Annotated in this window: 21 protein-coding genes; 3 read left to right on the top strand and 18 right to left on the bottom strand. The window is 43.0% G+C overall.

The features are described from left to right. Nucleotides 1–175 precede the first annotated feature (175 nt). From K6V26_RS22410 to polA, 10 genes are all read right to left on the bottom strand, one after another. Nucleotides 176–805 (bottom strand): dual OB domain-containing protein, encoded by a 630-nt coding sequence (locus tag K6V26_RS22410; RefSeq protein ID WP_057329502.1) that lies wholly within the window; start codon nt 803–805, stop codon nt 176–178. A gap of 1 nt (nt 806) precedes the next feature. Then, the gene (locus tag K6V26_RS22405) at nt 807–1286 is read right to left on the bottom strand and encodes a DUF488 domain-containing protein (RefSeq protein WP_057329501.1); all 480 of its coding nucleotides are present in this window, start codon (nt 1284–1286) and stop codon (nt 807–809) included. A 6-nt stretch (nt 1287–1292) separates the two neighbouring features. Then, on the bottom strand, nt 1293–1844 hold the full coding sequence (locus K6V26_RS22400; RefSeq protein WP_057329500.1) for a DUF488 domain-containing protein: 552 nt from the start codon (nt 1842–1844) through the stop codon (nt 1293–1295). Nucleotides 1845–1936: 92 nt separating this feature from the next. Beyond that, nucleotides 1937–3082 carry a site-specific integrase gene (locus K6V26_RS22395; RefSeq protein WP_224263914.1) on the bottom strand — a complete coding sequence of 382 codons (1146 nt, stop codon included), beginning with the start codon at nt 3080–3082 and terminating at the stop codon, nt 1937–1939. A gap of 362 nt (nt 3083–3444) precedes the next feature. After that, nucleotides 3445–3657 (bottom strand): hypothetical protein, encoded by a 213-nt coding sequence (locus K6V26_RS22390; RefSeq protein ID WP_009860502.1) that lies wholly within the window; start codon nt 3655–3657, stop codon nt 3445–3447. A 6-nt stretch (nt 3658–3663) separates the two neighbouring features. After that, nucleotides 3664–4149, bottom strand: coding sequence for a DUF3990 domain-containing protein (locus K6V26_RS22385; protein ID WP_046145836.1), 486 nt, complete (start codon nt 4147–4149; stop codon nt 3664–3666). Then, the gene (locus K6V26_RS22380; RefSeq protein WP_009860504.1) at nt 4146–4382 is read right to left on the bottom strand and encodes a DUF3791 domain-containing protein; all 237 of its coding nucleotides are present in this window, start codon (nt 4380–4382) and stop codon (nt 4146–4148) included. The genes K6V26_RS22385 and K6V26_RS22380 overlap by 4 nt, the downstream gene beginning before the upstream one ends. 218 nt (nt 4383–4600) lie before the next feature. Next, the gene (locus tag K6V26_RS22375) at nt 4601–5620 is read right to left on the bottom strand and encodes a hypothetical protein (RefSeq protein ID WP_224263913.1); all 1020 of its coding nucleotides are present in this window, start codon (nt 5618–5620) and stop codon (nt 4601–4603) included. Between the two features lie 67 nt (nt 5621–5687). After that, the gene (locus K6V26_RS22370) at nt 5688–6851 is read right to left on the bottom strand and encodes a 6-bladed beta-propeller (RefSeq protein ID WP_224263912.1); all 1164 of its coding nucleotides are present in this window, start codon (nt 6849–6851) and stop codon (nt 5688–5690) included. 28 nt (nt 6852–6879) lie between these two features. Next, complete coding sequence (gene polA / locus K6V26_RS22365; RefSeq protein WP_128135441.1) at nt 6880–9666, bottom strand: DNA polymerase I; 2787 nt, start codon at nt 9664–9666, stop codon at nt 6880–6882. Nucleotides 9667–9765: 99 nt separating this feature from the next. Here polA and K6V26_RS22360 point away from each other — a divergent pair, with 99 nt between their 5' ends. After that, nucleotides 9766–10740, top strand: a complete 975-nt coding sequence (locus K6V26_RS22360; protein WP_010801223.1) for a polyprenyl synthetase family protein — start codon at nt 9766–9768, stop codon at nt 10738–10740. A 175-nt stretch (nt 10741–10915) separates the two neighbouring features. Here the strand turns inward: K6V26_RS22360 and deoC are convergent, their stop codons facing one another. The 5 genes from deoC to mnmG all read right to left on the bottom strand — a co-directional run bounded on the left by deoC (nt 10916) and on the right by mnmG (nt 16422). Then, nucleotides 10916–11854, bottom strand: coding sequence for a deoxyribose-phosphate aldolase (deoC, locus tag K6V26_RS22355; RefSeq protein ID WP_224263911.1), 939 nt, complete (start codon nt 11852–11854; stop codon nt 10916–10918). Nucleotides 11855–11857: 3 nt separating this feature from the next. Continuing rightward, nucleotides 11858–12190, bottom strand: a complete 333-nt coding sequence (locus K6V26_RS22350; protein ID WP_009860511.1) for a nucleotide pyrophosphohydrolase — start codon at nt 12188–12190, stop codon at nt 11858–11860. A gap of 1 nt (nt 12191) precedes the next feature. Next, the gene (dtd, locus tag K6V26_RS22345; RefSeq protein WP_010801225.1) at nt 12192–12644 is read right to left on the bottom strand and encodes a D-aminoacyl-tRNA deacylase; all 453 of its coding nucleotides are present in this window, start codon (nt 12642–12644) and stop codon (nt 12192–12194) included. A gap of 8 nt (nt 12645–12652) precedes the next feature. Further along, nucleotides 12653–14461, bottom strand: a complete 1809-nt coding sequence (gene uvrC / locus K6V26_RS22340) for an excinuclease ABC subunit UvrC (protein WP_224263910.1) — start codon at nt 14459–14461, stop codon at nt 12653–12655. An 83-nt stretch (nt 14462–14544) separates the two neighbouring features. Continuing rightward, entirely contained in the window at nt 14545–16422 is a 1878-nt protein-coding gene (mnmG, locus tag K6V26_RS22335; RefSeq protein ID WP_044245307.1) for a tRNA uridine-5-carboxymethylaminomethyl(34) synthesis enzyme MnmG, read from the bottom strand. A 215-nt stretch (nt 16423–16637) separates the two neighbouring features. On the opposite strand from mnmG, the gene K6V26_RS22330 reads away from it, so the two are divergent. Beyond that, nucleotides 16638–17297 carry a porin family protein gene (locus tag K6V26_RS22330; RefSeq protein ID WP_009860515.1) on the top strand — a complete coding sequence of 220 codons (660 nt, stop codon included), beginning with the start codon at nt 16638–16640 and terminating at the stop codon, nt 17295–17297. Between the two features lie 12 nt (nt 17298–17309). After that, nucleotides 17310–17732 (top strand): hypothetical protein, encoded by a 423-nt coding sequence (locus K6V26_RS22325; RefSeq protein WP_224263909.1) that lies wholly within the window; start codon nt 17310–17312, stop codon nt 17730–17732. Nucleotides 17733–17755: 23 nt separating this feature from the next. Here the strand turns inward: K6V26_RS22325 and K6V26_RS22320 are convergent, their stop codons facing one another. The 3 genes from K6V26_RS22320 to K6V26_RS22310 all read right to left on the bottom strand — a co-directional run bounded on the left by K6V26_RS22320 (nt 17756) and on the right by K6V26_RS22310 (nt 21690). Continuing rightward, nucleotides 17756–18511, bottom strand: coding sequence for a LytR/AlgR family response regulator transcription factor (locus K6V26_RS22320; protein ID WP_009860517.1), 756 nt, complete (start codon nt 18509–18511; stop codon nt 17756–17758). A gap of 10 nt (nt 18512–18521) precedes the next feature. Next, entirely contained in the window at nt 18522–21128 is a 2607-nt protein-coding gene (locus tag K6V26_RS22315; protein WP_224263908.1) for a sensor histidine kinase, read from the bottom strand. Between the two features lie 145 nt (nt 21129–21273). Then, on the bottom strand, nt 21274–21690 hold the full coding sequence (locus K6V26_RS22310; RefSeq protein ID WP_046145828.1) for a hypothetical protein: 417 nt from the start codon (nt 21688–21690) through the stop codon (nt 21274–21276). Nucleotides 21691–21699: the final 9 nt, after the last annotated feature.

Raw genomic sequence — 21699 nt, 5'->3', positions numbered from 1 at the left:
TAAAATAATTCACGATTTGATATTTTGTATATTTATAGAATAGATTTACTGATTAGGTTTAGTCTATTCCTTTGTCTATATGTTCAAAACAAACTAAACTCATTTGTATGAACAGCAGCAAAATAGGGGCTGGCGAAAAGAGAAATGTTTTTCTGTTTTTCGCCAGTTTATGTTATTATTTGTACCAGCCCGATAATTGTAAATAACACCTGTTTTCAACTTCAACATCATTTGGTGACCACCATCGTGCAAGAGAAACACGTAATAATGTTCCTTTGGGAATTATGTCTTCTGTAGGTTGTAGCCCTACATATTTAATTTGTATCTCAGAACTCCAAGGATCATCGGTTTGGTATTTATACCGAACTTTTCCTTTAGAATCTATACTTTTTATTAGGTCTTTATCGGCAATCCAAAAAGAAACACTGTTTTGTGGAATTTTTGAAGAATTTATGTATCCACTTCCATTAGTTGTAAATTTTAGAGCCTTATCAAATAAATTATCAATATTACCTCTGCATATACTGATATTTCTTTTTGTTATAAAGTCAATCATGCTTATGCCATCTTTTAGTCGTCCTACATATTTAGAACTTTGTACTAAAATGTCTTCGATATGGGGTGGGGTCGGATTTTGTTTTTCTATGAATGTAATATCATAAGCCTCATTGATTTTAAATGGACAATCGTCAGATTGATTGTGACCATTGTTATCAAGCAATCGTACAAATCTTCCATCAAAAGTTATGCCTCCAACGCATACTCCTGTATTCATGTGTGTTTTTGATACTATTAGAACTTTCATTTTATAGGTGTTTAATGAAATTATTGTATTTAAGGTGTAAAGCTTTTGCTACTATAGAACGATGACATGCTTCAGGATGTTCTTCAACGCAGAATAGAGCTATTTTCTGAGAATTGTTTTCTTTTAATGTATGTATTAATGTATCAAAATTAAACTGTGATAATATTTTGTTCTTATACTCAATTTCAAATACTTTTCCGATTTCTATCCGAGCAGATTTCGATATTCCATTCTTCTTATCTATTTCTTTTTGTAGCTCTCGAATTTCAGTAGTTGGAGATAATTGGCTTATATATAAATATTTAATTCCATATTCTTTTAATTTGTTTTGTAAATAGGTACTATTTACATATGCGTATTTTTTACCTCTAACTCCTCTTCGTTGTCGAATATCGCAAAATGTATCTATTCCATTTTCTTTTAGCTTTGTAAAGAAAGATTGTTCTGTAGAGCCATATACCCCAATTGTGTAGAATTCCATATTTTATTAGATGTATTTTTTTCTTGATGTGAAATGTTCTTCGCCAAATATGGTATTAAGACCATCGCCATTAGTTAGTTCGAAAATTACTTGGTTTTGTGTTTTCTCTTTCTCAATACCAATGATATGTCTTAATTCAATTCCCATTTTTTGTAGTTCAACTCCAATGAGTTTTGCTCTATGGCATTCTTTGGGATTGCTTTCACTGCATAAAATGCAAACATTAAATCCTTTACTATTTGCATTTTGTAATCTTTTTAATCCTTCGATGAAAAACTCTTTGTTTTTTAGCTTGTTATAATCGACTTTACCATCAGTATAACACGTTCTATCTAAAGGTAATCCCCCTAATAAATCTCCCATATATCCATACTTAATGTGGTATTCTTCTACAGAATATTTGAGGAAGCCTTGGTTAAAATGAGTATAAAATTTAGAATATGGTTTAGAGCGTATATCAACAAGAAACTCAATATCGAAACTTTGTAGTTCCAATATAAGCTCTTTGATATCCTTGCTTCCATGTCCTATGGAAAATATGTGACTTAATTGTTCCATATATTCTTTTTGAATAGATTCTATACTATTACAAAAGTAACAAAATCTTTTTAATGTGGTTCTAATTTTACTTTTTTTATTTTGATTGTTAGCTAATCTGTGAAGTTGGGTATCAGGTCAATAGCTTTCTTCTTGCTTTCATCCACAATCTTAGCATATATTTGCGTAACTTGAATATTTGTATGCCCAAGTAATTTTGATACAGTATATAAATCTGCTCCAAGTGTAATCATCATAGTTGCATGGGTATGGCGGGATACATGGAATGTAAGATGTTTGTCTATTCCTGCACTTTCTGCCCATTTGGGCAATATTTCATTTGTCCTGCCCAATGATATTAAATCAGCGAAAACTTTGTCTGTGGGCTTTGCATTGCCTTTAGGAGGCAGTTGCTTTATAGCTTCACCACTTAGTGGTATTGAGATTGCTATTTTAGTTTTTTGCTGTACCATATTGAGGGTATATTTTCCTTCATTGTCTTCCTTTAAGTCACCCCATGTTAAGGCAGCTACATCGCAATGGCGAATACCACAAAAACAGCAGAAGAGGAAAGCTCGTTTTACCGTGTTATTGCGGAAATCTGTTTTTACCAAAATTTTCAACTCGTCTATGGTGAGAAATTCTCGCTTGGCTTGTACTTGCTTAGGCTTATCTTCCAATTTTATTTTATCCATAGGATTAGCAGGTAAAATATCTTCTGTTACAGCATAATTGATGCAATAACGAAGCATCTTGTAGTAGTGGGCACGTGTATTTGGACTTACATATTTTTCTTTCTTACAATGTTGTTGTTTAGCTGTTTTCAGATATTCGACAAAACCAATAATGTATTCCTTATCGAGTTGTTTAAATGTAATCCCTGTCTTATCGTATCGTTGCAAATGATGGATAAGGGTATTAGAGGTGACCTTTCTGCCTGTCTTTTCTATATCTTTATCAGCTATGTACTGGATATAGTCAATCAACTTGATGTTTGACTTATTTTTACTGTTGCTGAAGCCATAGCGGTTATTTTGTATTTCAACGATTTTTTGCGCTTTGATGGCATTTGCCAATTTCATGGTTTCTGCATTACGGTTCTTGGTTGCACGGTCTTTTTCTGGAACAAGATAGAGTTTTAGAAATTCATAGTTTCTTTTTCCATCTACATAGATGTCCAAGTAAATAGATTCGTTTCCGTTGTTCAATTTCTTGGTTCTGATACGGATTGGCTCCTTTATTTTCACTTCTTTGCTCATGGTTACTTCTTGTTTGATACAGTAGCAAAGATAGAAAATATTTTTGTTTTTGAGTAACAAACGAGTAACAGAAGTAACAAGAAACAAGGGTGAAGAAGGGAAAAATGAAGTAACAACAGAAAATGATAAATGAATGTAATATATTGATATATAGTATATTTATATTCTTTTGTTACTCTTTTGTTATTTTGAATATGGCATTACCATTATTCCACATTGTAATGCCATAAATTAGTATGTTGTTTTTATTATCTATTCGTATTGTTTCATCTCGGAAGCTGCCGTCCGGCAGACTTTTTCAGCGGGCAAAGATAACCATTCTTTCTTGTATATGTGCAATTTTCATTTATTGAAGAGGTTATTCATAGTTTCCCGTAGATTTCCAACTTGAGTTCGTCTATCAGATACAAATCGCTTCGGCAATGTAAATCGGCTTCTCCATCCTGCAATAATTGAAATGTAAGGGAATGGAAAAATAAATCCATAGCTTTTGCGTAAGGTATTTTCATTTGCTCTGCGAACCCTTTGATGATTCGTGCATATTTCAATAGCTTTAATGTTCCGACTGCATCCATAACTTTTTATATCAAATCGATTGCTTCTTTAAATACCAGATATTGCTCCAGGATAGCATCATTCAATATGCAAATCTGATGGTTAGGCTTTTCATATTTCAACCTGTCCAATGCAATGTCTTTACTCATATATCCTGAAAAATAAGCATCCAATGTGGCAAACACATTATCATTCGCCACACCTCCGATTATTACATCGTATTGTAGATAAATAGTTTCTCCCTTCCGGCAAGCGAATATAAAATCCAGCCATTCTTCATCATAGGCAGTAAATGTTTTTACCTTGAAGCCGGAGGACTTTAAAAGATTTTCATCCAGTTCGTATACATTGAGTATAGCTGCTTTTCGGGCTCTTAGAAAACGTTTGCTCCAACGTTCTGCCTGCTCGCGGATAGGGGTTATATAGAAGCCTTTACCAAAGTCTAACTTTTCCCGGGAGAAAGTGAGTTCCGGCCTCTCCACCCTGCAATATGAACCGTGATAAACAATCATAGGATCTGATTTTCTTTCATTAAGTTGATAATATCTTCCACTATATATTCCCGGCTTTGTGTGTGTAGTACATCATAAAACTCGACGATATAGTCTTGCAGAACCCGGTTTTGCATCATGAGGTCATATATTTCTGTTGCCGGTTTTTGCAGTTCTTCAGCAACGCACATCACACAAAAAACAGCAAATTCCATTTGCCGGGGTGTCATATTATTATATTCTGCATCGCTCATAGATTTTTGTTGTTAATTGGAGTTGGCAAAGATAACCATTCTTTCTTGTATATTCTTCAAGAACAGGGATTATCCTGGTTTTTACAGTTAATTTATGCTGCTGCGGGAGAAGGCCAGATGCCTGTGACCTGCGGTGTAGCGGGTGCCTTCTTTTTCGTAAGGGATTTTACGCAGCATTATTTTCCAGATGTAATCGTAGAGTGACATAATCGGTGGGTTTATAGGGTTGTTTTTAACTTGCTTAGGTACAAATGTTGTTCTTCTATGTCGTAAGAGACGGCATATAAATTTTCCTCACGGCTGTCTGTTACCAGGTAGACGACCGGGTTTTTTATCCGGAGGCAGGAGAGTAGCTTTCCGCTTTTGTCGAATACTAATATTCCGTTTTCTTTCATTTGTTTTTCCGACAGGTACTGGCTGAAGGCGTAGATATGTTCTTTTCCGGCTGTGATGCATCCGAATCCCTCGTGGTGAAGGTTGTCGAATTCGATGCGGTTGTTTACCCTTTGGTACAGGAAGTCGGACGTTTGCTTTTCCCATTGTTTGGTCAGGCGTTCGTTTTCGTAAGAATAGGAAGCGATATAACCGAAATAGGTGCTGGCGTATATGAACTGGTTGTCGCGTCGGGCCAGGTGTCCCTGGAAATAGTCGAGGTATTCCTGGTATTGATATTCCGTCCCGGCAACGGGATAATTTCCGAAGAAGTTGATTTCTTTGCTTTGCTTGTCTTTGTCGAAAACACTGAGTAGTCCTTTGAGGTAAGGGCCGAGACCAACAAATAGTTTATCGCCTACCTTGAACGCTTCTTTGGGCGAGAATTTACCTAACCGCAGGCGGGTGAAATCGGCGATCGACATTTCTCCGCGGTCTACAGCGAGTTCGTAATAGACGTTGTTGGCCGGGTTCAGATATTCGAGCCGGGCCTGTAAATTCTCATCGGGAGATATGACGATGGCGGTGTCTTTCTTCTTTAGCGTATACTGGTTCATTTCTTTGCCTGTAGTCTGGAAGATACGGATGGAGGAGGCATCCTGCTGGTTCAGCAGGCAGAGTAATGTATCGTTCAGCAGATGCAGGGGAGGAGCGAACAGGTCCGGGAGATCGGTCAAGGTCTCTTCTTCGAGGGGGATTTGCGGGACTGCGTATGGTGCGATCTTTTCTAATCTCACTTCCGGCCCTGAGCAACTGCCGACCAGTAAACTTGCGAATAGAACAGATAAAATGTTTCTTTTAGTCATCTTTCTTTGATTTATTTCATATTACCGTATTATACTGATGCTGTTTCATGCACTATCCGTCTGTCTTTTAGTTTTTGAATTTCAGGATCATCAAGACCGGGTTATCTTCTTCCTTTAGGTTGGAGGCTATTTCTTTCAGTTTCTCGTCCGTTATCTGGTTATTGGCGTAGGCTTCTGCCAGGTCCATGGCATTCAGTTCGATCAGGCCGTAGCCGTAGGGGACAGCTGTAGTGTTGATGAACTTCGGGTCCATCTCGCGGTTGTTTATGGCACGGTTGCGATAGACCGGTTCGCACCATTCGTCAGCATTGCGGTCGTACATGTATAGCTTTTCCCTTTTCTCGCGGTTGGCGACCATATCGCTCATTTTGACTGTTACTTGTCGCGGAAGTCTGCTTATCCAGGCATACCGGTCATTCATTCCCCGAAAGAGCAGGAGAGGAGCTTCCAGATTTGTAGTGGGTGCATGGAGGGGAACCATGACCGGCTCGAGATGCAAGTCCGGGTGCATCACGAAGATGGTGTCTAATGCGACGTCTGTTAGCCAGATCTTGTCTGCGCAACTGTGTAATTGCGGTAAGATTCCATAGGCGTTATTGGTATGTCCGTCATCCCATACTATTTTGCGGTCGCTGGCTATGCAACGGGGAATTTCTATTGATAACGTATCTATTTTTCCATCTTCTTTCGAGAGAAGAAAATAGGGGGCATACGGATCTTCGTTTCCTTCTTTAAACAGGCTGCATAACAGATAATCCCTATTCAGGTCGGTGATATTCAAATCCATAATGCTTTGACGGCTCAGCGTACGGAGATATTTTCCGGAGAAGTCATATACTTTCAGGGTGGTGAAGTCGGCAATGAATACCTCTTTCCGTTGCCAGTCGACAATATTGAAAATGGCTGCGGTGTATTCTTTCGGCCCTTGTCCCTGGCAGCATATACGGCCTTGCAGCGTTTGGCCTTGTTTGTCGAACAGCAGGATTTCACCGACTTTGCCGCCTCTTACCACTATGCCGTCGTTTGAGACAACGGAAAAGTTGGAGTTGACGAGCACGCTGTCGGTGGTTGCCAGTGGGATATACTCTATGTCGGCGATGTCTTGCAACCAGACTTCTTTGGGTGGATAGTCCTTTGCGACGTCGACTGTGACCAGTTGTATGTTTTTATCGTTCGTTTGCTTACAGGAGCAAACGAACGATAATGCCAGGGCAAGAATGAGGTATTTCATATACTAGTATGTTTTATCAGACCTCTGTTTAATGTGCCTCCAGCCAGTTCTTCCCTTCACCGCAGTCGGCGATCAGGGGGACTTGGAGCTGGATGGCGTTTTCCATTTCTTCGAGGACGATCTGACGTACTTTTTCCTGCTCGTCTTGGCAGACGTTGAAGTTGAGTTCGTCGTGTACCTGAAGGATCATTTTGCTTTTCAGACCTTCTTCTTCGAAACGGTTGTAGATGCGTACCATCGCTACCTTGATGATGTCGGCGGCGCTACCCTGGATAGGGGCGTTGATCGCATTTCGTTCGGCATAACCGCGTACGATGGCGTTGTGCGAATTGATGTCCGGCAGGTAACGTTTGCGTTTGAATATCGTTTCGACATAGCCTTTTTCTTTTGCGATGCGGATACTCTCGTCCATGTAATCGCGGATACCCGGATAGCTTTTGAAATAACCTTCTATAAGCTCTTTGGATTCTGCCCGGGGAATGTTCAGCCGTTCGGCAAGTCCGAATATGGAGATGCCGTAGATGATCCCGAAATTGGCCGTTTTTGCCTTGCGGCGCATGTCGCCGGTCACTTCCTCTACCGGGATGCCATATATCTTGGCAGCGGTTGCGGAGTGGATATCGGCGCCGCTGCGGAAGGCTTCGATCATGTGCTCGTCCTGGCTCAGATGGGCCATGATGCGGAGTTCGATCTGCGAGTAGTCCGCCGAGAAGAAGGTGCAATCTTCGTTGTCGGGAATGAATGCTTTACGGATCTCACGTCCCAGTTCGTCGCGGATAGGGATATTCTGGAGATTCGGATTCGTCGAACTCAGGCGGCCGGTAGCCGTGACGGTCTGGTTGAACGAGGTATGGATCTTGCCTGTTTCCGGATTAATCAGTTCGGGAAGGGCATCTATATAGGTACTCAACAGTTTTTTCAGTCCGCGATATTCCAGCAGCTTGCCTACCACCGGGTGTTTGGAACGCATTTTTTCCAGAATATCTTCGCTCGTACTGTAACTGCCTGTTTTTGTCTTTTTGGCTTTCTCTTCGATCTTGAGATGTTCGAAAAGGACTTCGCCCACCTGTTTGCTGGAATTGATATTGAATTTGACTCCTGCCAGTTCGTAAATCTCTTTTTCCAGATTGTTGAGTGCGGCGGTCAGTTCTTCCGATGACTGCTTCAACGCAACCGTGTCGAGCTTGACGCCTGTCACCTCCATTTCTACCAATACATATATTAAAGGCATTTCGATGTCGAAGAAGAGAGACTCGATACCGGCTTTCTTCAATTCGGGGGCAAAGAAGTTTTTGAGCTTGAGGGTGACGTCGGCATCTTCGGCGGCGTACTCGGCGATCTGGGCGAGAGGTACGTCGCGCATGCAAAGCTGGTTTTTCCCTTTCGGGCCGATCAGCTGCGAGATGGGGACGGGTTTATATTTGAGATACGTTTCCGCCAGGTAGTCCATCCCGTGACGAAGTTCCGGGTTCAGCAGGTAGTGGGCGATCATCGTGTCGAATAACGGACCGGTCACGCGGACTCCATACTTGCGGAGGACGATAATATCGAATTTGATGTTTTGTCCGATTTTCTGTGATTTGCGATTTTGGAGGGCAGGGGAGAAGTGGGCGACAACTTTCGCTGCTTCTTCCTTGTCGGCCGGAACCGGGACGTACCAGGCTTCGTTTTCCTTCACCGCGAACGACATTCCGACCAATCCGGCAGTAAGCGGGTCAATGCCATCTGTTTCCGTGTCAAAAGCGAAAAAATCCTGATCTGCTAAAAAACGGCCTAATTTAGCCATTTCTTCTTCAGTATCAACGGTTTTATATACATGAAGGGTCGTTTTTAAGTTCGCGAGAGTCGAATATTTTGGAACACTCGGCTCCTCGGTCGCAAATAAGTCAAAGAGATTGCCTTGAACAGGGCCTTTCGCTACTACCTTCTGCGGGGCGAGGGCGGACTTTTTCTCTTCGCCTGTCATTTTGTTAATAAATGTTCTGAATTCTAATTCCGTGTAAATCTCGGTCAGACGGGTTTCGTTCGGTTTTTCACGGACGCATTTCGCGGCATCGAACTGGATGGGGACGTCCGTCTTGATCGTTGCCAGGAATTTGGAGAAACGGATTTGTTCGGCATTCTCCGTCACTCTCTTCTGGAGGGCACCTTTCAGCTTGTCGGTATTCTCCAACAGATTTTCGATCGAGCCATATTCCTCGAGAAGTTTCTGCGCCGTCTTCTCTCCGACACCCGGGCAGCCGGGAATGTTATCGGAACTGTCACCCATCAGACCCAGGAGGTCGATCACCTGGTCGACCGAAGTCAGCGAGTATTTATTCAGGACTTCTTTGACGCCCATCACCTCGTAGTCGCCTCCGAACTTGGGGCGGTACATAAATATATGTTCGGATACCAGCTGGCCGTAGTCTTTGTCGGGTGTCATCATATAAACTTCGAATCCCTCTTTCTCGGCCTGCTTCGATACGGTGCCGATCACATCGTCTGCCTCAAAGCGGGGGACTTCCAGTATAGGGATATTGTATGCTTCTATAATATCCTTTATAATAGGAACGGATTGCCGGATCACTTCCGGGGTTTCTTCCCGCTGTGCCTTGTATAACTCGTAGGCTTCGTGACGGAAGGTCGGGCCTTTCGGGTCGAAAGCCACGGCGATATGCGTCGGGTTCTCGCGTTTCAGAACGTCTTCCAGACTGTTGATAAAACCGAAAATGGCAGAAGTGTTCATGCCTTTCGAGTTGATACGCGGATTTTTAAGAAATGCGTAGTACGACCGATAGATCAGTGCATACGCGTCTATGAGGAATAGCTTCATCTCTTTTAACACGTTTTAGGGTGACAATAGACGGTAAATGTACGAAAAAACTCGCTTACTCAATACTTTTTGTTACTTTTGCGAATCTTTGGATAGATTATGAATGATAGAAAGAAAATAGAACAACCGGTTGCGGAAGAGTTTAAACGCTTTAACGATGAGTTTGCGGATTCACTTCGTAGTGAGACGCATAGGTTGCAATCAGCTATCGACCAGCTCTTGCATGCCAGTGGCAAACATGTCCGCCCGTTACTGGTACTTCTCACAGCAAAAGCTTGTGGAAAAGTAACCGACCATACGATCAATTCGGCCGTTTTCCTTGAATTGTTGCATACGGCTACCCTGATACATGATGATGTTATCGACGAGACGAAACAGCGTAGGGGAGTCCCTTCGCTGAATGCTATTTTCGATAACCGCATTTCGGTGTTGGTAGGTGATTATGTCCTTTCCACCGCATTGATTCGTTCTATTCAAACAGGCAATTTGCAAATCATAAATATCGTATCCAACCTCGGACGTGACCTATCGGAGGGTGAGATCAAGCAGCTCGAAACGGCCGAAGAGAGTATCCTCGACGAGGCTTGCTATATGCAGGTGATTAAGAAAAAGACGGCTACGCTGCTTTCTTCCTGCACGGAGATCGGTGCTATTTCGGCGGATGCTTCGCAGGAACTGGTGCTTAAATGCCGTAAGTTCGGAGAGTATCTGGGGTATTGTTTCCAGATCAAGGATGATATTTTCGACTACTTCAAAGAAATGAATATCGGCAAACCGACCGGTAACGATATACGTGAGGGAAAGGTGACGCTGCCTTTGCTGCATGCACTTGAAAGTGGCAGGAGAGAAGAGGTGGAGTCTTTCTTGAAAGTGATTAATGAAAAGGATTTCTCATCCGGAAATATTGATGCTTTGATCGAGTTTGCCAAGGCGAACGGAGGTATTGAATATGCAGAAATGCGTATGAAAGAGTATCACGACAAAGCAGTGGAGGTGCTTATGCAGCTTCCGGAATCGGATGCCCGCGAAGGTTTGCTGGCGTTGGCCGATTATATTATGGAACGGCAGAAGTAATAGCTTCCAAGTTTGTTGGTTGTATCTGATATCTTAGAAAGGGGACGCGGATTACGCAGACGGGCGCAGATGAACACAGACTTTTTGTTTTTGAACAATAATTATCTGCGTTTCTTTGCGCCCGTCTGCGTAATCCGCGTCCCTTTTTTCTAAGATCGCTTTTCCGGAGATGAATTTATTTCCCCAGGCGGTGCTCAATATCTTCAACCAGGCTGCTGGCACCGATACGGAACAGTTCCTTGTTCAGCCAGTCGTTGCCCAGTACTTCTTTGACGATTGTATAGTATTTGACAGCATCTTCGGCGGTGCGTACACCTCCCGATACTTTTATACCGATCTGCTTTCCTGTGATGGAATGGTACTTTTTGATCACTTTACACATCGTATAGACGGCTTCCGGGGTTGCACCGGGGTAACCTTTGCCTGTGGATGTTTTAATGAAATCTGCGCCTGAATACAGGGCTAAGATAGCAGCTTTCCGGATATTCTCCGGAGTGACCAGGGCACCGGTTTCGAGAATCACTTTCAGTTTGCTTTCGCGGCAGCTTTCTTTGATCTCCTGTATCTCTTCGGTCAATTCTTCATAGTTATCTTCCATGAAATAACCGAGGTTCATCACTACGTCTATCTCGTCGGCTCCCGTCATGACTGCCATGGCTGTTTCTGCAATCTTCACTTCGATGAATGTCTGTGAGGAGGGGAACCCGGCAGCTACCGAGGCGATCTTTACTTCCTGTGCCGTCAATGCCTGCTTGACTGTTTCCACGAATAGGGGATAGGTGCAGATGGCAGCGACATTCGGAACGTCGGGGCGGGTACCTTCGAAATCATTTACCCGGTCTACCAGTTTCCAGATACTTTCTTTTGTGTCGATGCTGGTCAGCGAAGTCAGGTCGATGCATCCGTGGATTTGTTTCAGGACTTCGGGGGTGAAGTTCTCTTTTTCGTGTTTTTCCAGGATGGATGCGACGTGCTTTCCTACTATTTCTTCCGTTCCGGCCGGGTCGAATTTGGCGAACGCTTCATGGTATTTGTCCATGTGTTCGTGTTCATGATCGTGATGATGTTCATGATCATGGTCGTGACCGCAGCTGCAATTGTGTTCGTGTGCCATAAATTATAATTTATTGTTGTTTATATGTCGTTCTTTGTCCCGGCTGGTTTTCTTCTGCATATTCTTTTCGAATGCTGCGGTCAGGTCCACGCCGGTCTGGTTTGCCAGGCAGATCAATACCCATAGCACATCGGCCATTTCATCGCCCAGATCGCGGTTTTTATCGCTTTCTTTGAACGATTGTTCGCCGTAGGTGCGTGCCATGATCCGCGCCAGTTCGCCAACTTCTTCGGTCAGGATCGTCATATTGGTAAGCTCGTTGAAGTAGCGTACGCCATACGTTTTGATCCACTGGTCCACTTTCTCCTGGGCTTGTTGCAAGGTAATATCAGCCATCTTATTCTTTATTTTGCGAGTCGATCAGGATAGTGACCGGCCCGTCATTCAGTAACTCTATTTTCATATCTGCGCCAAACTCTCCGGTGGCAACATTCTTGCCGATTTGCAGTCCCATTTCGGCACAGAATGATTCATACATCGGGATGGCAAAGTCTGGTTTGGAGGCATGGATGTAGGAGGGGCGGTTTCCCTTCTTTGTAGAGGCATGTAAAGTGAATTGGCTAACCACCATTACCTCGCCGCCCGTATCGATTACAGAGCGGTTCATAACCCCGTTTTCATCGTCGAAAATGCGCAGATTGGCAATCTTCTTGCACAACCATTCGATGTCCTCCTGTGTGTCGCGGTCCTCGATACCGACCAATACCAGCATCCCGTTTCCTATATTGGATTTGAGTTGTCCGTCGATTGTAACGGAACAATGCTGTACACGCTGTATAACTGTTCTCATTTGTATGTTTACTTTAAACCATTTATTAATGCTTTTGTTTTAGCTTCCCCGATCAATTCCTTCAATTCATCGAAGCTGGCTTCCCGTATTCTCTTTACGCTCTTATAATGGCGCAAAAGTAATACTTTAGTCTTTTCTCCGATCCCATTGATGCTGTCCAGTTCGGAGCGGGTCTGGCTTTTGCTGCGCTTGTCCTTGTGGAAGGTGATGGCAAAGCGGTGCACTTCGTCCTGTATTTGTGTAAAGAAGCGGAACATCTGGCTTTGTATTGGCATACCGACCGTAACGGGAGGGAAGCCGAAAAGAAGTTCTGAGGTCCGGTGCTTTCCGTCTTTCGCCAGTCCGGCTATCGGTATGTCGAGATGAAGCTCGTCTTGTATGACTTCCCGAACGACTTCCATTTGCCCCTTTCCACCGTCGGTAAGGATCAGGTCGGGCAGGGGAGAACCTTCGTTTACGGCTCGCTGGTAACGGCGGCGCACTACCTCTTTCATGGATGCGTAATCATCGGGCCCGACCACTGTCTTGATAATGTATTTGCGGTAGTCTTTCTTCGATGGTTTCGCCATTTTGAAGACAACGCAGGCAGCCACGGCATCGCTTCCTTGTATGTTTGAGTTGTCGAAACATTCGATATGTATCGGTAATTTAGGCAGGTGCAAAGCGTCCTGTACTTCTTTCAGAATACGTGTGCTCCGTTGTTCTGGGTTGAGTTTTTCCGCTTGCTTTAATCGGTCTACCTTAAATTGCTTTACATTCATTTCAGACAGTTCCAGCAATTTCTTTTTATCGCCACGCTGTGGAACCGTAAAGGTCACATTACCTAATTCCATTTCCATTTCGAAAGGAACGATGATTTCGCGTGCCGTACTTTTAAAACGATCACGCATTTCTACGATACCCAGGCTGAGCAGTTCTTCTTTGGTTTCGTCCAGCCGTTTTTTGTATTCAAAAGTATAAGCCTGTACGATCGCCCCGTTTCCAATATGCATGAAATTGATATAAGCCGACTTCTCATTCTCTGCAAAAGAGAATACATCTATATTATGAAGCATAGGCGTAACTACTGTCGATTTTGCGCGGTAGTTTTCTATTACTTCGTATTTCTCCTTTATTTTTTGAGCTTCTTCAAACTTCAGTTCTCCGGCCAAAACCTGCATCTCTTCATAGAGGTGTTTACTGATCTGGGAGATATTTCCGCGAAGGATTTCCTTTATTTCGGAAATGTTTTGCTGGTATTCTTCCATAGATTGCAAACCTACGCAAGGCCCTTTGCAACGTTTGATATGGTATTCCAGACAGACCTCGTATTTCCCCGCTGCGATAGATTCCGGTGTCAATGGATATTTGCAGGTACGTAACGGATAAAGTTCCTTCAGCATCTGAAGCATGACTTTGGCAGTGTATACGGACGGGTAGGGGCCGTAATATTGTGAGCCATCCTTTACTATATTCCGGGTCTGAAATATGCGGGGAAAATATTCGTTCTTTACGGTAATCGAAGGATATGTTTTGTCATCCTTCAGCATGACGTTGTACCGGGGACGATACTGTTTGATCAGATTGTTCTCGAGCAGCAAGGCATCCTCTTCTGTATTGACAACAATGTATTTGATGTCGCGGATTTGCTTTACCAGTACACGTGTCTTATTGTTGTCGTGTTCCTTATTAAAATAGGAGGATACACGGCGCTTCAGGTTCTTTGCCTTACCTACATAAATGATCGTTCCCTTGTCGTCGAAGTACTGGTAGCAACCAGGCTTGTCCGGCAAGATAGAAAGTATCATTTTTATATGTTTCTCCGTTTCTGAACTCATCTTGTTTAACTGTTTCTGTCCTATACCCAGTGTTTTAGCTTCTTTTACCTAAAGTAAATGTTTCACGTGGAACAATTCGTGTTTTATCTCCCGAGGAGTACCAGTAGGATGTTTATATCGCTGGGGGAGATGCCTGGAATACGGCTTGCCTGTGCAATGGTGTCCGGGTCGATCTTCGTGAGCTTTTGCCTTGCTTCGGTCGATAAAGACTGGATCGAATTGTAGTCGAATTTACCTTTGATATGGATATTCTCCAAGCGGTTTATTTTCTCTGCGATGATCTGTTCGCGCCGGATATAACCGCTATACTTGATCAGGATTTCTGCTGCTTCGATAATCTCTTCTTTACGTGAAGCAGGAACCTTGTCCAACTCTGTGCGGAGTGCGGGGACGAGGGTGGCAACGCTTTCCAAAGTGAGTTGCGGACGAAGGATCAGGTCGATCAGTTTACAACCGTGAGCGAGTGGGGTAGTACCCAGCTTTTCCAATCCTTCGTTTATGTATTGCGACTTTACGGAATAGTTTTCTGCAAAGTTGATGATAGCATCCCTGTGTCCTTTTTTCTCTGTCAGCAGGTCGTAGCGATCTTGTTTAGCCAAACCTATTTTGTAGGCTTTTTCTGTCAGGCGCATATCGGCATCATCCTGGCGGAGCAGGATGCGATATTCGGCACGGGAGGTAAACATACGGTAAGGTTCGTCTACACCTTTCGTTACGAGGTCGTCAATAAGTACGCCGATATAGGCTTCATCGCGTCCTAGGATAAACGGTTCGCCTCCGTGGCAATTGATATGTGCGTTGATGCCGGCTATCAATCCTTGTCCGCCTGCCTCTTCGTAACCGGTTGTACCGTTAATTTGTCCGGCAAAGAACAGGTTACGGATTTGTTTTGTTTCCAGGTTATGATGTAATTGCGTCGGATCAAAGAAATCGTATTCGATTGCATATCCCGGGCGATAGATCTGAATATCTCTGAATGCTGGGATTGCTTGCAGTGCACGCAACTGGATGTCTAATGGGAGAGAGGAGGAGAAGCCGTTCAGGTAATATTCCTGTGTTGTTTCGCCTTCCGGTTCCAGGAACAGTTGATGTTGGGTTTTATCTGCAAATGTTACGATCTTTGTTTCGATGCTAGGACAATAGCGTGGGCCGATACTCTGGATTTGTCCGTTGTACAGGGGAGAGTCGGGGAGACCTTCACGCAAAATATTATGACATGCTTCGTTTGTGAAAGTCGTCCAGCAGCTAAGTTGTTTTAACAGGCGCGGCTGAAAATCGAGATAAGAGAATTTATGAAAGTCGTTCTCTCCCGGTTGTTCGCCCATTTCATCGAAGTGTATGCTGCGACCGTCGATACGTACAGGTGTTCCGGTCTTCATCCGTTCCGATTTAATTCCCAGAGAAACCAGTTGTTCCGTGAGCCCCGTTGCTGCCGGTTCCGAGATGCGTCCACCACGTAATTGTGTACGTCCGATATGCATTAGGCCGTTCAGGAACGTTCCGTTAGTTAAGACTACGCTCTTTGCCCGGAATTCTACATCCATATTGGTTTTTACACCACAGACAGTATCTCCGTCCAGCATTATTTCGCGGACAGTATCCTGCCAGATATATAAGTTCGGAAGGTTCTCCAGTATTCCCCGCCAGCAATCAATAAAACGGGCACGGTCACTCTGGGCACGCGGGCTCCACATAGCCGGACCTTTGCTTCGGTTCAGCATGCGAAACTGAATCGCAGTGCGGTCTGTTACAATCCCCATATAACCACCCAGCGCGTCTATTTCACGGACGATCTGTCCTTTGGCGATACCGCCTACGGCCGGATTGCAACTCATCTGTGCAATCTTATTCATGTCCATGGTGATAAGAAGCGTTTTTGAACCCAGGTTGGCGGCAGCTGCTGCGGCTTCACAGCCTGCATGGCCAGCACCTACCACGATCACATCGTAATTGAAAGTCATTGTCGTAATTCTCTTTGTTTCTTTTGCAAAGATAGTCATACTCCGCCTTTTAGCCACCATCCCAAAGGATATTTTGCTTATGCTTTGTTTCGTTAAAGATTCTACGGATGCAGAACTGTTGGTGGCTTTATCCTAAATATATTTTTTATATGTTTCTATGCAGCTTTTAAATTCTATAGTCCATCATATATTAATATAAGTCTAAAAAGAATGTTATGAAAAAGTATTTGTTTTTATTGGGGCTGTTGATGTCAACCCTTTCGTTGTTTGCCCAGGAGGCGTCGGTCGGAAAATCGTTGTTTTCTGTCCATGCGGGTCCCTCCTGGTATTTGGGAAAGATGATCGGGATTACAAACAACTCCGATGCTTATCGCAATGATTTGCGAAACGGGGTTTCCTGGGGTGTTAACTACTATTATCTGGGGGATAAATATATCTTCGATTCATTTAAACTGTCTCCCGGTCTCATTTATCAGGGTGGACAGTATAAAAATAGTCATGATGAAGGCTCCGATAAAATTCTGATGAACTACATTGCGCCACAAATCGCCCTGTTCTACGTCAAGCAGAAGTTTAATTTGTCTTTGTCGACGGGTTTGGGATACCAGCTTTACAAAGATAAAAGTTCGGTGTACGATAAACCGCGGAATGTGTCGATGAACAAGCTCGCTTATAACTTATCCGCAGGCGGTGAATATCTCTTTTCCCAGCATATAGGAATCTCTGCAAAGGTGAATTGGATCGTTACCTCTTCGGATAGCTATTCCGTCAAATACCATGGTCAGAAATGGCAGGTCGAGTCACCTGAATTGAATGGCGGTGGCGGCTGCTTTTCTCAATTATCGTTGTTGTTCGGTATGAATTTTCATTTTTAATTAGACACCATTATGAAATATATATTATTTATCTGTTTGCTTTTTTTCTGTATAGCCTGTGAAGAGAATAAATCGGTTGATCCCACTCTTATGCCTGAGGCTACTGCGACCGGTGCGAATACATTCGGTTGCCTGGTTGACGGTTGGGTATCTGTAAGCGGCCGCTGGGGGTTACCGGTTGCTGAATTTACCCAGCTGGAAGATAGCACCGGCATGACGATTTCGGCACAAATAGGTTTCGATTCTTACCTTCGCTTTTCAATACCTAATCCCAAACAGGGAGAAACGCTTCCGTACACGAATGTCTCTTTTGATAACCAAAAAATCGGAGATGGAAAAGTCCACATTACCCGGATGTCTGACGGGATATTCAGCGGGACTTTTGAGGGAGACCGTATTACAGAAGGACGCTTCGACCTGAAATATAAAGAGTGAACGGGAATCCGGGCCGCTACGGCTTACAATTGCTTTAAAACTTCCATCACATAATTCCGTCGTTGACGGGAAATGCTGATGGAAGAACCATCCTTCATACGGATATATCCCCCATCGCTTTTAATGAAACTTTTTATTTCTTCCAGATTGATCAGATGTGATTGATGAACACGGAGGAAATTGTAAGGTGTCAGCAAGTCGTCAAATTCTTTTAATGTTTTTGATACGATCAGCTTCTCTCCCGATTTAAGATAAAAAGTGGTATAGTTGCTTTCCGATTCGCAACGGACGATAGAGCCGATTTCAACAAATTCAATTTTATCGGCGACTGACAGGGCTATTTTCTTTTGTTTATCCAGTGCCCGCTTGTTTTGCAGAAGGTTTTGCATCCGCTTGTTTTCCTGTTTTCGTAAGACGACCTGGACTGCTTTATCTACAGCATGTGTCAGTTCTTCCGGGTCGATAGGCTTCAGTAAATAGTCGAGTGCGCTGAAGCGGATAGCCTGGATCGCATAGCTGTCGTAAGCCGTTACAAAAATCACTTCAAAAGGAATATCCGGCAGACTTTCCAGGAGGGAAAAACCGGTATCGTCGCCCAGCCGGATATCCAGAAAAAGGATATCCGGTTTAGCTTCGGGCAGGACGGTGCGGGCTTCCGTGACTGAACTGCAAATAGCCGATATTTTGATTTGCGGACAATAGGTACCGAGCATGCGGAGCAGGTTTTCCCGGTTCCCCTGCTCGTCATCAACAATTGCTGCGGTTATTTTTGTCTCCATATTTTTGTTTTTATAGAGGAATGGATAATTGGACATGGCAACCGGAAACAGACTCTTTCTCCTGTCTGTTTTCGATCGTAATACCGATTTCCGTATTGTACAAAGTCTTTAATATTTCGAACTCATTGGTGACGGCACGGATACCGAAGCCACCATTTGCCTCTGTTTTCAATCCGGGACCATCGTCAGTGATATCGATTATCAACAACTGATTCTGCAAAGATAATCGAATTATGATTTCTCCCGTACCGCGCGGAGCAATTCCGTGCTTAACGGCGTTTTCAACGAAAGGTTGTATCAGCATTCCCGGTATTTCGATTGCATCCGGCTCGATATTCTGATCGACAGTCAACGAGTAAGAGAAAGGATAACGAAGTTGTTCGAGTTTCAGGTATAGTTCCAGTTGCTCGATCTCATCCGAGAGAGGAACCAGTTTCTTTTCGGATGTAGCCAGAACTTTGCGCAGTAAACGTGAGAAATCGATCAGGTATTTGTTCGCCTCCTGATTGGCCGAGCGATTGATCAGATTCTGTATCGAACTTAGCGCATTAAAGATGAAATGCGGGTTCATCTGAGAACGAATGGCACGGAGTTCGAGTTCGCGGATATGGCGGCGGTTACGCTCCTGCTTCTGTCTGTTTTTGTTTCGGAAATAGTATATGATACCGATGATTGCTGCGATTAGGAGCGCACCTAAAATGCCCTCCTTGAATCCTTTCATAAAATCGTTGAAAGATTTGTCTTCTCTGTTCAGATCTTTTTGAATTAATTCAGGGATTTTACTTGTTGTAAATCCACCGAGCCTCCGATAGAGAATAGTTCCGTCTTCATGCATCAGGATAGTTATAGTACCAAAACCCAATTTAAAATTCAAGTCCTGCGATTGCTTTTCGGGTATAGCCTTGAATGGCTTTATCACTTCTGCATTGTGAGCTTTAAAGTTTGCATAAAGTTCGAATTGTACAGTGGAGGCTAATCCTTTCTCTTGAAGGAGTTTTTTCAAGTCGAGTGCCTCTTGAAGATAATATCCACTGAGGCCATGGCTTCCGGATAAAAATAACAGGATATATTTCCGGTCGCTTCCTTTCACCAGATGCAGGCTGTCAGTTATGACTAGACCACTTTCCTTGATATTTTTTCCGGCTTCAAAAGGTAATAGTGTATTGTATGCTCTTTTTACTTCGTTTGTTAGGCTGGTATCCGGACAGGAAGTGATAAAATTAGTGTAATCATCTTCAATTTCATGTAGTGTTTTATCATATGCTAATTTCATTAGGCTGACTCCGTTTATCAGATATCTTGGATAGCCGGATAGAATTTGTTTATTCAGAAGATACTCTTCTTGTGGAGTTAATTCTATCTGCTTATTCAGACACAGATTGTCCGATTTGAGTTCCTGTTTTTTGTAACTAGTGTACACATTCAGAAAGAAACTGTAATGTGCAGCATTCGGTTTTCTCAGGTTGTATGCATAATCGATAAGCGGATTGATTGATGCAAAGTGGGGAGCTTGCCAGTTGAGTAAACCACTTTTATGCCAAGCCTCTTTGTCATTATTATACATATAGCGTAGTAAGATAAACCCTCCTTTAAAATACTGTTCCGAGCGTTCGAATACCTTTTTCCAATAAGGATCCATTTTCTTAAAATCTTTCTCAAAGGCAATTTGGAAAAGAGAATCACGGGATTGAAGAGCTTTTTTTATCTCGTCGGGAGAAAGGCTACCAAATTCTGCATTGTAGAAGGAGAACCGTCGGGAGCTATAGTCGAGGTTGTTTTGCTCCCTCCCCCGTCCTTCGTAGCGGTAGGTATGTGTATTTGCATATACCTCTTTGTCTTGAATAATGGAATCTCCTGGAGTAAGCAGTAGCGTTATTCGTTCTCCGACTTTGTATTCTGTCGGATAAGCGATAAATATTTTCTTGTGAATGGTTGAATCTTTAGATGCATCGATACCGTAATTGCTACAAGTAAATTCTGTATTTGGGGGAAGATCGAATGAGGCATCGACAACCCGTGTATTTGGTATGAGTTGGATAGTTCCGTCTTTATCCCAGCCAGTCAGGAAATCCTTGGAAACTGGGGTAATCAATTTCTCTAGATTTAACGAATTTAGGAAAAATGTTCCCGGATAGGCGGATAATCCCTCCTGCCTTACTCCAAAAGGAATAAACGTTTTCGGATAAGAGTAGATTGAGTCTGATTTATCGAATACGAGTGCTTTCCGGCTTTTTCGGTCGTATGTAACGCGCAAAATTCGTTTGTCTGACATATTCTCTTCGACAGCGAAATCCTGTCGATAGCGGCTATCGAAATAATGAAAACCATGTTTTTCCTTATTATTATGGCAATCGTACAAGTTATCCAGCGTATAGTCGATAGAAATGGACTTGTCTGTTTTTTCTGCCACTGTAGCTAGTATGGTGATCCGGCGTATATTCTCCGCCCTCCAAGGGATTTCTTCTTTAATACCCGGAGCGATATAGGGATAGTAATGGACAGTTTCGAGGGTTATCCAATCTCCCTTTTTCAGTGAGTCGGGATTGTAAGGGACGAATGTGTCCGCCCAGCCGTTCCATGTCAGGCACAGGAATAAAAATAAGAGTCTCGCTTTCATATCTGTAAATTTAAGATGAAAAATTAGATTACAGACTAAATATAGACAGAAAGACTCTTATCTGTTTGAACAATGAGTAAATGGCAAGTTCTGATGAGTATCAGGATTTATTTTAAACTTTTGTTTGTAGAGGATATTTTTGCTGTTAATCGGTATACAGTTTGTATGCTCCTTGGAAACTCATTTTGATAGCCAAGGCGAATGATATTCCACCGACGATTGTTCCGAAGGCAAGTAATGAAAGGGCATTAGGTTCGGTTCCTAGTGGAAATTCATCATACTCGGAGAGGGCTGCTGCTATAAAAAATGAAGAAAAGAAACACAAAACAACTCCCAGTACAAGGCTTATCCATGCAGTTTTTTGAATCAATTGTTTGATAAGTATGCTTATTAAAATGACCGCTATTGAAAGAAGAATGAAAGGAATTGTCCATTTCCCTTTGCTTCCTATTTCGAAGATTGCGTCGAAAATAGTCGGTACAGCCAAAATCAACAGGAACCAAATCTCAGATATATTATTGATAGCTTTTTGGATTCCGAGTTTTAAAGAGGTTGTGTTCATGATAATATG

It is taken from the genome of Parabacteroides goldsteinii (genome assembly GCF_020091425.1).
GTDB classification, from domain to species: Bacteria; Bacteroidota; Bacteroidia; order Bacteroidales; family Tannerellaceae; genus Parabacteroides; species Parabacteroides goldsteinii.
Note: the sequence above shows the minus strand (reverse complement) of the source record. Positions and strands in the feature narration are given on the sequence as shown.